This is a genomic window from Nocardia terpenica (assembly GCF_013186535.1).
Taxonomy (GTDB): Bacteria; Actinomycetota; Actinomycetes; order Mycobacteriales; family Mycobacteriaceae; genus Nocardia; species Nocardia terpenica.
This window is the reverse complement of sequence record NZ_JABMCZ010000003.1, coordinates 1268970-1283432: the sequence shown is the minus strand read 5'-3', so window position 1 is coordinate 1283432 and position 14463 is coordinate 1268970. Positions and strand designations below refer to the sequence as shown.

9 protein-coding genes are annotated in these 14463 nt (G+C 71.9%); 4 read left to right on the top strand and 5 right to left on the bottom strand.

Features of this window, described 5'->3' with window-relative positions; all coding sequences use genetic code 11:
* From HPY32_RS27515 to HPY32_RS27495, 5 genes are all read right to left on the bottom strand, one after another.
* Complete coding sequence (locus tag HPY32_RS27515) at positions 1-1578, bottom strand: carboxylesterase/lipase family protein (protein ID WP_082870440.1); 1578 nt, start codon at positions 1576-1578, stop codon at positions 1-3.
* Between the two features lie 82 nt (positions 1579-1660).
* Entirely contained in the window at positions 1661-1933 is a 273-nt protein-coding gene (locus HPY32_RS27510) for an Rdx family protein (protein WP_067577101.1), read from the bottom strand.
* Between the two features lie 146 nt (positions 1934-2079).
* Positions 2080-2484: a YchJ family protein gene (locus HPY32_RS27505; protein ID WP_067577099.1), complete on the bottom strand. Its 405-nt coding sequence runs from the start codon at positions 2482-2484 to the stop codon at positions 2080-2082.
* Positions 2485-2830: 346 nt separating this feature from the next.
* On the bottom strand, positions 2831-3253 hold the full coding sequence (locus HPY32_RS27500; RefSeq protein WP_067577097.1) for a hypothetical protein: 423 nt from the start codon (positions 3251-3253) through the stop codon (positions 2831-2833).
* On the bottom strand, positions 3238-5655 hold the full coding sequence (locus HPY32_RS27495; protein ID WP_067577094.1) for an AAA family ATPase: 2418 nt from the start codon (positions 5653-5655) through the stop codon (positions 3238-3240). Before HPY32_RS27495 ends, HPY32_RS27500 begins: the two co-directional genes overlap by 16 nt.
* A 942-nt stretch (positions 5656-6597) precedes the next feature.
* On the opposite strand from HPY32_RS27495, the gene HPY32_RS27490 reads away from it, so the two are divergent.
* The 4 genes from HPY32_RS27490 to HPY32_RS27470 are packed head-to-tail and all read left to right on the top strand — an operon-like array spanning position 6598 to position 14453.
* Positions 6598-9504, top strand: coding sequence for an SWIM zinc finger family protein (locus HPY32_RS27490; RefSeq protein WP_231951259.1), 2907 nt, complete (start codon positions 6598-6600; stop codon positions 9502-9504).
* Complete coding sequence (locus HPY32_RS27485; protein WP_067577090.1) at positions 9501-10610, top strand: ATP-binding protein; 1110 nt, start codon at positions 9501-9503, stop codon at positions 10608-10610. The genes HPY32_RS27490 and HPY32_RS27485 overlap by 4 nt, the downstream gene beginning before the upstream one ends.
* Positions 10607-13267 (top strand): DUF5682 family protein, encoded by a 2661-nt coding sequence (locus tag HPY32_RS44885; RefSeq protein WP_253949872.1) that lies wholly within the window; start codon positions 10607-10609, stop codon positions 13265-13267. The genes HPY32_RS27485 and HPY32_RS44885 overlap by 4 nt, the downstream gene beginning before the upstream one ends.
* A 34-nt stretch (positions 13268-13301) precedes the next feature.
* Positions 13302-14453 (top strand): VWA domain-containing protein, encoded by a 1152-nt coding sequence (locus HPY32_RS27470; protein WP_067577086.1) that lies wholly within the window; start codon positions 13302-13304, stop codon positions 14451-14453.
* Positions 14454-14463 lie beyond the last annotated feature (10 nt).

Sequence of the window (14463 nt, the reverse complement as noted above, 5' to 3'; positions counted from 1 at the left end):
TCAGCTGAAGCCGACGACGCGGTCGCCCCAGGCGTGGTGCAGTTCGCGGTCCGGGTCGTCGACGATGTGGTCGGTCGCGTCGACGACCAGTGTGGTGCGGGTGGATTCGCGGTAGGGCGCCCAGTGTTTGGAGCCGTCCAGGGCCGCGGGCACGCCGTGCTCGGCGAAGGCCAGCCAGCGCCGCATCATCCGCCCCGACACCTCCATCGCCGCCTTGCGACCGCCCAGCCAGAACGTGGGGTCGTGGTCGAAGGAGCCGAAATTGCCGAAGACGTAGGGCAGTTCGGTGGCGTGCCCGGCGCCGACCCGGGCCGCCTTGAGCATCGGGGTGGCCTGGTCGAACCGGTACATCCAGGTGCGGGTGTGCCGGGAGTGCGCGTCGGCCACCCAGTGCGCGGGCATCCGGAACGCGGCGTCGGTGGACATGGCCAGCGCGCCGCGGGTCTTGTCCAGATCCGGGTAGGCGGAGGTGATCTCGGCGATCCGCTCGGCGGGCAGGTCCGGATGGTCGGCGGCGACGGCGTTGAGCATGGCGTTCACCGCGTCCGGGGTCACCGGCATGATCGGCGAGCGGAACACCCGGAACAGCGAGGCCTCGTCCTTGTTGGTGCCGATGATCAACGGCACCCGATGGGAGCGGCCCTGCTGGAAGCGGTCGGCCGGATAGGCGGGCAGCAGGTCGCCGTCCACGACCGGGGCGGCGGCCAGCCGGCCCGGCGACTGCAGCGGGACCTCGTCGAGCAGGATGCCCGCGGCGTCGACGATCCGCTCGATCGGGCACTCCAGCAGTTCGCTCGCGCGCTCGGCGGGCAGATCCATCAGCTCCAGGAACCGCCGCGCCACACCGGCCGCGCGGTCCTGCCCGAAAACCGTGGTGGCGGGCGGGCTCTGGGCGATGGCGCGGTGGAACAGCCCGGCCGCCCGGGGCGAGGTGAGCAGCGCGGTCACGCATCCGGCGCCGGAGGATTCGCCGAAGACGGTGACATTGCCGGGATCGCCGCCGAAGGCGGAGATATTGTCGCGCACCCACTCCAGGGCGGCGATCTGGTCGTGCAGGCCGAGATTGGGCACGAAGTCGTGGCCCAGCGAGGACAGGTCCAGAAAGCCCAGCGCGCCCAGCCGGTAGTTCACGCCGACGATCACGACACCGCCGGTCTCGGCGAGCTTGCGGCCGTCGTAGATGCCCTGGGCGGCGGTGCCGAGGCAGTACGCGCCGCCGTGCAGCCACACCATGACCGGGCGCGGTTCGCCGGAGGTGGCGGCGGTGGGCGCCCAGACGTTCACCCACAGGCAGTCCTCGCCCATCCGCAGGCCGGAGTCGATCGGGACCATGTTCCCCATGGTCTGCGGGGCGATCTCGCCGAACTCGGTGCAGTCGCGCACACCGTCCCACGGGGCGGGCGGCTGCGGCGGCCGGAACCGCCGGGGACCTGCCGGGGCGGCGGCGTAGGGGATGCTGCGCCACACGTTGATCGCTCCGTCGCGGAGTCCACGCACATCACCCGCGCTGGTCCGAACCACCGGATCGGGGCCGAGCATGTCCACGCTCGGGGCCGCCTCGAAGAATTGAGTGCTCATCTCGCACCTCCTCGTACTCCCTGTAACGAGAGTACGTCCGAGATCATGTCCGACGGCGCGAATAACTGGGCGACACCGCTGTTCAGCCGCGATCGGCGTGGCCGAGGTCGCGTTCGGGATCGATACGATCGCGGACCCGTTGCTTGAGCACCGTGATCTCGGGGAACCCGCCGTCGGACTTGCGTTCCCAGATCTGTTCGCCGTCGAGCGTGATGCGGAAGATCCCGCCCGAACCCGGAATCAGTGCGACCTCCGACAAATCGGTGGCGAAGGTGTTCAGCAATTCCTGGGCCATCCATGCCGCCCGGAGTAACCAGCGACATTGGGTGCAGTACTCGATCGCGACTCGTGGCATGTCCGCACACTACGGGGAGGGAGCGGAGCATGCGCTTTACAAACAGGTTGGCAAACCTTCCGTTACTTTCGAAATAAACTTCTTCAGGAAACGGTATGAGGCCATCTTCCCGGCTGCAACCATTGTGATCAGCGTCACCGCGGCGGTCAGGGCTCGATTTCGCCGTCCACGTAAAGCCACTCGCCGCCAACCCGAGCAAACTTGCTGCACTCGTGCAGTTGGCCGCGACGGCCGTCGTGACGGTAGTGGGCGCGGAACTCGACGGACCCGGTGTCGTCGAAGGGGCCGCCGCGCTCGGTGCGGACGATCTCGAGGAACAGCCAGCGCTGCCCGGGATCGAGGGCGAGCCGCCGCGGCCGGGTGCGGGGATGCCAGGACCGCAGCAGATAGTCGGTGTCGCCGAGGGCGAATGCGGTGTAGCGGGACCGCATCAGCGACTCCGCGGTCGGGGCCGGGCCGGTGCCGTTCAGGCGCGGGGCGCAGCAGCGGGCGAACTCCTCGCCGCTGCGGCACGGGCACGGATCGGTCTCGGCGGGATGGTCGCTGCGCATTCGGAGATTATCCGTGATGCCCGCTGCCGCCCGGGCGGGCCGCGACGGACCGCCCGGAGCGCTTCGGTCAGAACAGGCGCATGAGGGTGATGATGTTGAGCAGTGCCGAAGTGCCGTTGGCCACCAGGGCCGAACCGGTATTGAGCACGTTCAGCGTGTTCAGGAGATTGTCCATGGTGCAGCTCCTTCATCGGTGTGGGGGGACACGACGAGCGACGACCGCATACCGCCGCGCACCGCGCGGCACCCAGACCGTACCGAGCCCGCGACTCCGATAGCGGCGAATTTGCCTTCTCGATACCGTATTTCGATCGAAGCGGCCCGAAAAGCCGGACGATACCGTCGATTACGACCGTACGGTCCGTACCGTTCCGCTGCCGTCGGGGCCGGATTGCCCGATGTGTGCCAGCTCGTCGGCGAGCAGGGCGGTCTCGTCGTACCACCCGCGCAGCTCGATCACCGTGGGCGCCAGTTCGTAATCGTGATGGTGTCCGGCCCGCGACAGCGTCGCCCACAGCGCGGCGATGCGGGCGCCGACCGCCGGGCCCGCGTAGGCGTCCAGCGCCAGCAGCTGCGCCCGCATGCTGCACCGCGCCAGCGCGGGCGCCGCCCGCCACCACAGCTGGTCGATCGCCTGCTCCAGGGTGATGCGCAGAATCCACACCGTCGCGCGCGACCACAGCCCACCGGCGTCGCTGACGGTGCCGCGCAGCAGTTCGTCGGCCGCGGCCAGCCGCTCCGCGACGGTCGGCGTCACGGATTCAGCCACTTGACGAGCCTTCTTGTGCCGGAAATCAATTGGCTGCCGCTGCGGTCGATGCGGATGTGCGCGCCCGCGGCGGCATCGCGCAGCACCGCACGCGCCCACGGGGTGTCGCGGTCCAGCAGATCGTTGAGGTCGTCCACCCGGTCGGGGTCGCCGAGCACGGCCAGCGACACCTTCTCCCAGGTGGTGCGGGCGTTCTCGACGCGGCGCTGCACCTCGCGGTGGTCGACGCCCGCCTCCAGCAGGGAGCGCCGGGCGCGGGCCAGGGCGGCGGCCTCGATCGCCGAACGGCAGCAGGTGATCACGAGTTCGGCGGCGATCGCGCGGGGCAGCTGCCTGGTCCGCAGCAGCGCGTTGGCGTCGCTGAGGTAGCGGCGCACCGGATCCTCGGCGACGCGGACCTCGACCGTGGACCGCTCCCGCCGCTGCACGTCGAGCACGGTGGCGTCCAGGCGCAATCGGCGCACCGCCTCGGCCAAACGCTCGTCGTGGGTGAACACCACCACCTGCCGACCGCTGCGCGCCGCGGCGGCCAGCACCCGGGCCAGGCCGTCGACCTTCGCCGGATCCATCGCCTGCACCGGATCATCGATCACCACGAAGCCGAACGGGCTCTCGGGAATGGTGGCGCGCGGCAGGAACAGGGCCAGCCCGAGCGCGTGCAGTTCGCCCTGGCTCATCACGCCCAGGGCGGTGCCGCCGGTCTCGTCGACGGTGACGTCCAGCTGCACCTTGCGGGTGGCTCCGGCGTTGCCCTGCAGGCGAATCGCGCCCAGATCGACATTGCTCTGCTGGCGCAGCCCGCGCCAGATCCGGCGGGCGTGGTCGGCCAGCGGGACCATGCGCTGATCGCGCAGTCCGGCGGCGGCGGACTTGAGCCAGTCCTCGGCGCGGCGCACGGTGCGCAGTTCGGGCTCGGCGGCGGCGACGGCGGTGGCCTCCTGCAGCCAGGCGGCGATGCGCGGCACCAGCGGGGTCCACACCGCGTCGAGCCGGTCCAGTTCCTTGCGCGCGGCGCGGCGCAGCGTGTCCAGGCCGCGCGCGGCGTCGGCGTGCGCGACCCGCAGGCGCTCGGGCAGGTCGTCGCGATAGTCGGTCTCGGCCAGCGCGGCCCACGCCGACCAGGTGCGCAGCGCGGGGCCGGTATCGATGTTGGGGGCCTGCGGCGCGGGCGGATTCAGTTCCACCGGAACGGGTTTCACGAGGGCGAGGGCACCCTCCACCGCCTGCCGCAGCGCGATCCGGGCGGTGGTGAGGGCGGCGGCCCGGTCGGTGAGACGGGCGATCTCGGCGTCGGTGTCGCGCTGCCACGCCGGATCCAGGACGCCCTGCCCGCACACCGGGCAGGCGCACGCGCCGCCGACCGCGACGTGGGCGCGGGCGCGGCGCAGCAGGTCCAGCACCCGCAGTTCGGCCTCGGAGTCGCCGGTGGCGTGCGCGGCCAGGTCGGCGGCGCACCGTTCGACGCGCTCGGCGGCGGCCTCCACCTCGACGGGCTCGGGCAGGTCCAGGCGCAGGATCGCCTGCAGCGCGGCCGCTCCGGTGGGATCGTGCCGCGCCCCGGCGACCTCGCGGGCAATGGTCCGCAGGTCCGGTTCCGCGGTGCGCAGCAGCTGGGCGACCCGGACGGCGCGCTCGTCGGCCACAGTGGTCAGCGCGGCCAGCAGCGCCTGCCGCTCGTCGCGGGATTGCCGTGCGGCGCGCTCCAATTCGAGCCGGCGCATCCGGGTGCGCTCCTGCGCGGCGGTGAGGTCGTCGAGCCCGAGCAGCTGGTGCAGGGCGTCGAACAGGTCGGAGGGGCGGCCGTCGACGAGCGCGCCGAGTTCGCTGTAGGACAGGAAGGGCCGGTACAGTTCGAGCGAGCGAGCCCAGTCGCGGAAGCAGAAGTCGGTGGGCGGCTTGTCTTTTCGCCGCATCAGCCACGCACCGCCGGTCAGGTCGGCGTCGGCGGGCCATTCGCGCACGACGGTGAAGGTGGGGTCGGGACCGGCGGCGGCCAGGTCGACCTCGATGCGAGATTCGCTGCCCTCGTGCAGGTTTCGCCAGCCCTCGCGCCATACTCCGGAGCGCCCCTCCCAGCGCTGGTTCACTCCGGTGAGCGCCAGTTCGGCGGCCTCGGCGAAGCTGGATTTGCCGGAACCGTTGCGGCCCACCACGAGGGTGAGCCCCGGGCCGGGATTCAGCGTCAGCACCGCCTCCCGGCCGATGCCGCGGAACCCGCGAACCCGGATGGCGCGCAGGAAGATTCCGGTGTAGCCGGGGTCGGAGAAGGTGCCGTCCGGCCCGGCGCCGAGGGCCTCCAGCACCGCCCGCGCAACCTCGGGAGTAACCGACGGGTCGGAATCGAGACGACGCGAGACGAGCTCGGCCAGTCTCGGTGCGGGGTCCTCCGGCCCTTCCGGCAATGCGACTCCTCTGCGCTCGACTACGGTGCCGAACGCTACCGCATCGACCGCGAATGCGTGCCTGCCGCACAAGATCCGAACGAACCGGCCCGGCTGGGACGCATGGCCATCGACACGGTGTGATCCGCCCGATGCCCACCCCTCGGCCGTCCCGGCCGGGCAGTTCTACGGGTTTCACCCAAATCTCGGGTGGCTCGGATCAACCGAACAGGTCAGGATGCCAGAGTTCCTACCGCAAGACAAGGGTAGTTGCTAAGCGCAATCACATTCGGAGACATCAAGATTCACTCGCTACCCCCCAGCGACCCCAGCCGAAAGCCTGCCGGGACGACAGTGTGCCCCACCCGCCCCCACCCGGCATGCGATTCTCCGCCGCCCCAGCACACTCCCCCTCCCGGCGAGTACTTCTCGTTATCCCAGTGAGCATTTCCCGCTATCCCGCAGACACATTCGTTAACCAGCGGGCACTCCCCGCCATCACCGCTGAGCACTTCGCCACTCCCGCAGACACCTCGCGCCATCCCGACAGGCACCACTCGTCATCCCGACAGGCACCACTCGTCACCCCAACAGGCACCACTCGTCACCCCAACAGGCACCACTCGTCACCCCGGCGTGCACCTCCCGTAATCCCGGCGTGCACCTCTCGTCACCCCGGCGTGCACCTCTCGTCACCCCGGCGTGCACCTCTCGTCACCCCGGCGTGCACCTCTCGTCACCCCGGCGTGCACCTCCCGTGATCCCGGCGTGCTTTTGGCCGGGATCACGCAACCTATCCGCGACTCTCGGGTTCATCGGAACGGCGGGACGAGGTTCGGTCTCCGGCATTCAGGGCGAGAGAGCGGCGTACTGTCCGGACCGGTGGCGGCGACACGAGTGAGGGGAATTCTTGTCGGTGGGCTGGGGTAGAACTCCGGGCAGTCGAGTGAAGGGGGTTGGGTGGTGACAACGTCTCAGGCGGGGGTGGGTACTGCGGTGTGGACCGCGGAGCAGGTTGCGGCGCTGGCGCCGGATGCGGCCTCGTTGGCGGCGGCACGGAAGCTGCACGGGCGCTGGAGCGGCACCGGTCGGCATGCCGAGGCGCTGTGGGGGCTGTGCCGCGGCAGCGGGGCCAAGCCGTATCAGACCATCATCGATCTCGACGGCCCGGCGTACAAGTGCACGTGCCCGAGCCGGAAATTTCCCTGCAAGCACGCGCTGGCGCTGCTGCTGGCCTGGTCCGAGGGCATGGTCCCGGAGGCCGCCGGGCTCGCCGATTTCGCGGCCGACTGGATCGGCACGCGGCGGGCGCGGGCCGCGAAACCCGATCCGGCACCGCGCGGCGCCAAGGCCACCACCCGCGAGCAGCGGCACGGCCGGGTGAGCGCCGGGCTCGCCGATCTGGACGTGTGGCTGGGCGATCAGGTGCGCACCGGGCTGGCGCAGGCCGATCGGTCGTTCGCGGCATTCGAGGCCGTCGCCGCCCGCATGGTCGACGCGCAGGCCCCGGGCGTGGCGGCCGCGCTGCGGCAGCTGCCCCGCACGGTGGCGACCCGCGAGGACTGGCCCGCGCTGCTGCTGCGCGACTACGCCCGGCTGCATCTGCTCGCCGCGGCGCACCGCCGCCTCGACGAGCTCGAGCCCGCCCTGGCCGCCAGCGTGCGCACCCACATCGGCTATCCGACCGCGGCGGAGGCGGTGCGCGAGCAGCCCCCGGTCCGAGATCGCTGGATGGTTCTCGGCCATCGGATCACCGACGAGGAGCGGCTGTACACGCGCCGAGTCTGGTTGCGCGGCCGCGATTGCGGACGCTGGGCGGTGATCGTCGACCACTCCTTCGGCGCGCCGAGCTTTCCGGGCGACATGCCGGTACCGGGCGCAATGGTCGAGGCCGACCTGCACTTCTACCCGGGTGCCGCACCGCTGCGGGCACTGTGGGGAGCGCGATACGACGTCCCGACACCGTTCACGACCGTGCCGGTCTCCGCGGCATCGCCGACCGGTACCGATGCGACACATACCGATACCGGCGCACCGATCCCCGGCAGTATCGCGGCGGCGCTGACCGACCACGCCCGCGCCCTGGGGGCCGATCCCTGGCTGCGCGCCTGGCCGATGCTGCTCGCCGAGGTGGTGCCAGTCGTCGCCGAAGACCGCTGGTACGTGCGCGAACTCGACGGCACCGCACTCCCGCTGGTGCGGCTGGCGGACCCGCCCTGGCGGCTGTTCGGCCTGTCCGGCGGGCATCCGCTCACCGTCCTCGGCGAATGGACCGCGGACGGGCTGGTGCCGATCTCGGCCCTCACCGCCGGAAATATCACCCAGATAGTGTCCGAACCGGTCGGGGCCGCGACGACCGCGGCGACCACCGAACTCACCGCGGCGGCCCTGCTCGGCACCGCGCGCCGGGCCCCGAGCCCGGACCGGCTGCCCGGCCCGGTCGCCGCCGCGACCGCGCGGCTGACCGGCGACCCGGCCCTCGTCCTGCTCGAAACAGCCGCTCTGGCAGAGACTTTCGAGCGCGGCGGGCTGGCGACGACCGTCGCGCCGCCGGCGGCTCCGGCCGCCGACGACGACCGCCCGCCGCTGCCCGCGGCGGCGGCCACGCGGCTGGCCCGGCTACTGGAGCAGGGCTCGCCGTTCCTGCCCGAGTGGTTCGAGATCGCCGCGCCGCACGGCTATCGCGCCCCCGACGCGCTGTGCAGCCTGCTGCTGGAGCAGGCGAAAACCCGTGCGCCCCTGCGTGACTCGCTGCTAGACCTGGCCGGTACGCGCGGGCGCTGGCTGGCCGAGCACAATCCGCAGTGGCGAAACCTGCTGCGCGCCCGCCCCGACGATCCCGGCGTGTGGTCGCACGGCCGCCCCGCCGAGCGCCGCGACTGGCTGGCCGCGCTGCGCGAGCGCGACCCGCGCGCCGCCTACACCGCCCTGTCCGACGGCTGGCGCGCCGAATCCGGTTCCGCGCGTGCGGAATTGCTCTCCGTCCTCGCCGACGGCCTGTCCGGCGACGACGAGCCGCTGCTGGAGTCGGCCCTCGACGACGGCCGCGCCGATGTGCGCCGTACCGCGGCCGATCTGCTGGCGCGCCTGCCCGACTCGGCGTTCGCCGCGCGCATGCGGCAGCGCGCCGAACAGTGGCTGCTGCTGCGCGGCGACCGCCTCACGGCCGAGCTGCCACCGGCGCTGGGCGCCGCGGCCCGGCGCGACGGCGTCGGCGACCGGTTCCCCAGCACGGCCTACCACCGCGACGGCGCGCCCGATGTGGATGCCGAACGGTTGCGCCGCGTCGTCGCCGCCACCCCGCTGTCGTACTGGGAGACGCACTTCGCCACCGCCACCGGCACTTTCGGGGTGCGCATGGACGATTGGATGCTCGGCCCGGTGTTCACCGGCCTGGCCGAGGCCGCGCTCGCCCAGCGGGACGCCCGATGGGCGCAGGCGCTGTTCGAAATGCTCACCGCCACACCGACACTCGGTGCCGATGTGGACGTGCGCCGGGAGCTGTTCGCGCTGCTGCCGCTCGGCGAACGGGTGCGCTACCTGCGGTCGCTGGACAGCAGCTGGCTGGCCGAGGTCGAGCTGCTGCTGCCCGCCGTGCCGCGACCGTGGCCGGGACCGCTGGCCGAGCACCTGATCCGGCTGCTGCTCGACCGGGCCCGGCTGGCGGCGGCCCGCCCGGGCGCGCCCGGACTGTCGCCCGCCTCCTATCGCACCCTGTTCCGGACCGCGGCCGTGCACTTCCCGGTCTCGGCGGTCGCCGCGGTGTCCGTCGCCGCGCGCCGCTGCGGAGATGCGCACTGGGAGAACGCCTTCGACCAACTCGCCCACGATCTGACCCAACGCACCACGATGCTCGAGGAGCTGCAGTGACCACCACCGAGACCCCGCGCGGCGATCTGGATCTGCTGCGTCCGCACGCCGAACAAGCCTTCGCCGACGAGCTGCGCGCCCTCGCCGCGGCCGACGACCGCCCCCGCCCGCCGTCGTGGCGGCTGTCGCCGTGGGCGGTGGTCACCTATCTGCTCGGCGGCGCCCTCGCCGACGGCACCGTGATCAGCCCCAAGTACGTCGGGCCGCGCCGCCTGATGGAGGTCGCCGTCGCGACGCTGGCCACCGATCGCGCCCTGCTGCTGCTCGGCGTGCCCGGCACCGCGAAAACCTGGGTGTCGGAACATCTTTCGGCCGCCGTCTGCGGCTCCTCGACGCTGCTGGTGCAGGGCACCTCCGGCACCGCGGAGGAGGCGATCCGCTACGGCTGGAACTACGCGCGGCTGCTCGCCGAGGGCCCGAGCGAGGGCGCGCTGGTGCCCTCGCCGGTCATGACGGCCATGCGGCTGGGCTCGATCGCCCGGGTGGAGGAGCTCACCCGCATCCCGTCGGATGTGCAGGACGCGCTGATCACGGTGCTGTCGGAGAAGACGCTGCCGGTGCCCGAGCTCGGCACCGAGGTGCAGGCGGCCAAGGGCTTCAACGTCATCGCCACCGCCAACGACCGCGACCGCGGTGTCAACGAGCTGTCCTCGGCGCTGCGGCGGCGCTTCAATACCGTGGTGCTGCCGCTGCCCGCGAGCGAGGACGAGGAGGTCGCCATCGTCACCCGCCGCGTCGAACAGCTCGGCGCCGCACTGGAATTGCCCGCGGTGCCCGCGGCCGCCGAGGAGGTGCGCCGGGTGGTGCGGGTGTTCCGCGAGCTGCGCTCCGGCATCACCGCCGACGGCCGCACCAAGCTCAAGTCCCCGTCCGGCACGCTGTCCACGGCGGAGGCGATCTCGGTCATCACCAATGGCCTGGCGCTGTCGGCCCATTTCGGCGACGGCGTGCTGCGCGCCTCCGATGTGGCCGGCGCGGTGCTGGGCGCGGTGGTCAAGGACCCGGTCGCCGACGGCGTGGTGTGGACGGAGTACCTGGAGGCCGTGGTCCGCGGCCGCGACGACTGGTCCGATTTCTACCGGGCCTGCCGCGAGGTGCACGGATGAGCGCGCCCGCGGTCGCCGCGCCGGAGACTCGGGTGTTCGGCATTCGCCATCACGGCCCGGGGTCCGCGCGCTCGGTCCGGGCGGCGCTGGAGCGGTTCCGGCCGGATCACATCCTCATCGAGGGCCCGGCCGACGCCGATCCGCTGGTCGCGTATGTGGCCGCCGAGGGCATGACGCCGCCGGTCGCCCTGCTGGCCTACGTTCCCGATTCGCCTGCGCGCGCGGCCTTCTGGCCCTTCGCCGCGTTCTCCCCCGAATGGCAGACGCTGCACTATGCGGTGCAGAATTCCGTCCCGGTGAGCTTCTGCGACCTCCCCGCCACCCACGTCCTCGCCATGGACCACGAGCCCGGCGACCGCACCGACCCACTCGCCGCCCTCTCCGCGGCGGCCGGTTACGACGATCCGGAGCGATGGTGGGACGCGATCATCGAATCCGGCTCCGACGCAGACACTTTCGACGCCATCACCGAGGCGATGAGCGTTCTGCGCGAATCCGCGATCACCGCACCGAACCAGCCGCTCACCTCCCCCCGATCGTCCCCATCCAACCACGCAACCGAAGGTGCCCCTCGTCATTCCGGCGCCCATTTGGCCGGAACACACTCTGCCGCAGAAGATCCCGGCCAAAAGCACGCCGGGACCACGAGTGGGACTTCTGCCGGGACGACAAGCAGGACTCCCACCGGAACGACAAGCAGGACTCCCACCGGAACGACAAGCAGGACTCCCACCGGAACGACAAGCAGGACTCCCACCGGAACGACAAGCAGGACTCCCACCGGAACGACAAGCAGGACTCCCACCGGAACGACAAGCAGGACTCCCACCGGGATCACAAGCGGCATCTCCTCCGAGATGACAACTGAAACCTCCACCGGGATGACGAGCGGGACCTCCACCGGAATGACAAACGGGACTCCCGCCGATGTATCCGGCGCGGCCGTGGATGCGGTGCGCGATCCGGTCGATTCGCACACCCTGGTTCGCGAAGCCTATATGCGGCAGGCGATGCGGAAGGCGCTCAAGAATGGGGCGCGGCGGCTGGCCGTGGTGTGTGGCGCGTGGCACGCACCGGCGCTGGCGGGCAAGCTCGGGCCCGCGACGGCGGATGCTCGGCTGCTCAAGGGACTTCCGAAGGGGAAGGCGACGCTGACCTGGGTGCCGTGGACGCACTCCCGGCTGATCGGCGCATCCGGGTACGGGGCGGGAATTACCTCGCCGGGCTGGTACCACCACCTGTTCACCCAGACCGAGCAGCCGATCGCCCGGTGGCTCACCAAGGTGGCGGCGCCCCTGCGCACCCACGACCTGCCCGTGTCCAGCGCGCACATCATCGAATCCGTGCGCCTCGCCGAGACACTCGCCGCCATGCGCGGGCGGCCGCTGGCCGGGCTGTCGGAGGTCACCGACGCCACCCGCGCGGTGCTCTGCGAGGGCGACGAAACCATGCTGCGGCTGGTCGTCACCGAACTGGTGGTCGGCGAGGCCCTCGGGTCGGTGCCCGAGGACACCCCGACGGTCCCGCTCGACGCCGACCTGCGGGCGCAGGCGCGCACGCTGCGGCTCAAACAGCAGGCCCTGGCCCAGCAGCTGGATCTGGACCTGCGCAAGGAGCGCGAGCGGGCCCGTTCACATCTGCTGCACCGGTTGCGACTGCTCGGAATCGACTGGGGCACACCGACATCCAGCGAGGTGCGCAGCACCGGCACCTTCCGGGAGACGTGGACGCTGCGGTGGGAGCCCGAACTGTCGGTCGCCATCGTCGAGGCGTCGCGCTGGGGCACCACCATCCGCACCGCCGCCGAGGCGAAGATCCTCGATGCCGTCGCCGCGCCGCGGGCCACCGTCGGCGAGGTGAGCGCGGCGCTGGAATCGGCGCTGCTGGCGGATCTGGGCGGCGCGATCGACGGGCTGGTCGCGCGGCTGGAATCGGTGGCGGCCCTGGACCACGACGTCACCCACCTGCTCACCGCGCTGCCCGCCCTGATTCGCACGCTGCGTTACGGCGATGTGCGCGGCACCGACCTGACGGCGCTGGCCCACGTCGCCGACGGCCTGCTGGTGCGGATCTGCGCGGGCCTGCCGAGCGCGGTCACCGGCCTGGACGCCGACGCGGCCGCCGCGCTGCGCGCCCAGCTCGACGCCGCCCACCTGGCCATCGCCACCCGCGACGACGCCTGGGCGACCGGCGAATGGCTGACCGCGCTGCGCGCGCTGGCCGACCGCGCCGACGTACACGGCGCGCTGGTCGGGCGCGCGGTCCGATTGCTGTGCGACGCGGGCATTCTCGACGATCGCGCGGCCGCCCGGCGCCTCGCCGCGGCCCTGTCGGTCGGCCACACGCCCGCGGAGAAGGCGGCCTGGGTCGACGGTTTCCTCGGCGGCCGCGGCCTGCTGCTGGTGCACGACCGAGAGCTGCTGCGGCTGATCGACGACTGGCTGCGCGGCCTCGACGAGGATCAGTTCGTCGCCACCCTCCCCCTGCTCCGGCGCACCTTCGGCGCCTTCGAGGCGGGCGAACGCCAGGCCATCGCCCAGGCCCTGGGCGGCGGCGCACCCGCGCGCCGAGAAACGCCCGGCCGCACCGACTTCGATATCGAGCGCGGCACGCTCGCGCTGGCCGCGGTCACCGAGATCCTGGCGGTGGCGCGATGATCCGGCCCGAACCTTCCCGCATAGCGAGGCACGCATGAGCGAAAGACATTCCCGCCGTTGGCGTTTGGTTCTCGGCGCACCGGCCGAGGAGGGGCTGGGCGGGCTCGGGTCCGCCGAGGACATGGCGATGGACCGCGCGCTGTCGGCGCTGTACAACGCCGACGAGCAGTCGGCGGCGGAGAAGCGGTCGGCCGGGCTGGGCGGGTCCGCGCCGAAGGTGGCGCGCTGGCTGGGCGATATCCGCACCTATTTCCCGTCGACCGTGGTCGAGGTCATGCAGCGCGACGCGGTGGACCGGCTGAATCTCACCGAGCTGCTGCTGGAACCGGAGCTGCTCGAGGCCGTCGAACCGGATGTGCACCTGGTCGGCACGCTGCTGGGCCTGAATCGGGTCATGCCCGAAACCACCAGGGCCACGGCGCGAATGGTGGTGGAGAAGGTGGTCCGCGCGATCGAGCGGCGGATCGCCGCCCGCACCGTGGCCGCCGTCTCGGGCGCGCTCAACCGGGCGGCCCGCACGACCCGGCCGCGGCTGCGCGACATCGACTGGGACCGCACCATCCGCCGCAATCTCGCCCACTATCTGCCCGAGCATCGCACCGTCGTCCCGCAGCGGCTGGTCGGTTACGGCCGCAAGGCGCAGGCGGTGCGCCGGGACGTGGTGCTGGCCATCGATCAGTCCGGATCGATGGCGTCGAGCGTGGTGTACGCGGCGGTGTTCGGCGCGGTGCTGGCATCGATGCGCTCGCTGAAAACCTCGCTGGTGGTCTTCGATACGGCCGTCGTCGACCTCACCGACCGCCTGTCCGACCCGGTCGACGTCCTGTTCGGCACCCAACTCGGCGGCGGCACCGACATCAATCGAGCGATCGCCTACTGCCAGCAGCTGGTCACCCGCCCGACCGACACCCTGTTCGTCCTGATCTCCGACCTCTACGAGGGCGGCATCCGCGACGAAATGCTCCGCCGCATAGCCACAATGAAGGACTCCGGCATCCAGGTCCTGGTCCTGCTGGCCCTCTCCGACGACGGCGCCCCCGCCTACGACCACGACAACGCCACCGCCCTCAACACCCTCGGCATCCCCGCCTTCGCCTGCACCCCGGACGCCTTCCCCGACCTCCTCGCGGTCGCCCTGGACCGGGGGGACATCACAGCCTGGGCTAATGCCAACGCGGGCAGGTGAATTCGCGGCG

Coding starts and splice junctions, on each gene's coding strand:
- HPY32_RS27515 (WP_082870440.1), bottom strand. CDS start 1,578: ATGAGCACTCAATTCTTCGAGGCGGCCCCGAGCGTGGACATGCTCGGC.
- HPY32_RS27510 (WP_067577101.1), bottom strand. CDS start 1,933: ATGCCACGAGTCGCGATCGAGTACTGCACCCAATGTCGCTGGTTACTC.
- HPY32_RS27505 (WP_067577099.1), bottom strand. CDS start 2,484: ATGCGCAGCGACCATCCCGCCGAGACCGATCCGTGCCCGTGCCGCAGC.
- HPY32_RS44885 (WP_253949872.1), top strand. CDS start 10,607: ATGAGCGCGCCCGCGGTCGCCGCGCCGGAGACTCGGGTGTTCGGCATT.
- HPY32_RS27470 (WP_067577086.1), top strand. CDS start 13,302: ATGAGCGAAAGACATTCCCGCCGTTGGCGTTTGGTTCTCGGCGCACCG.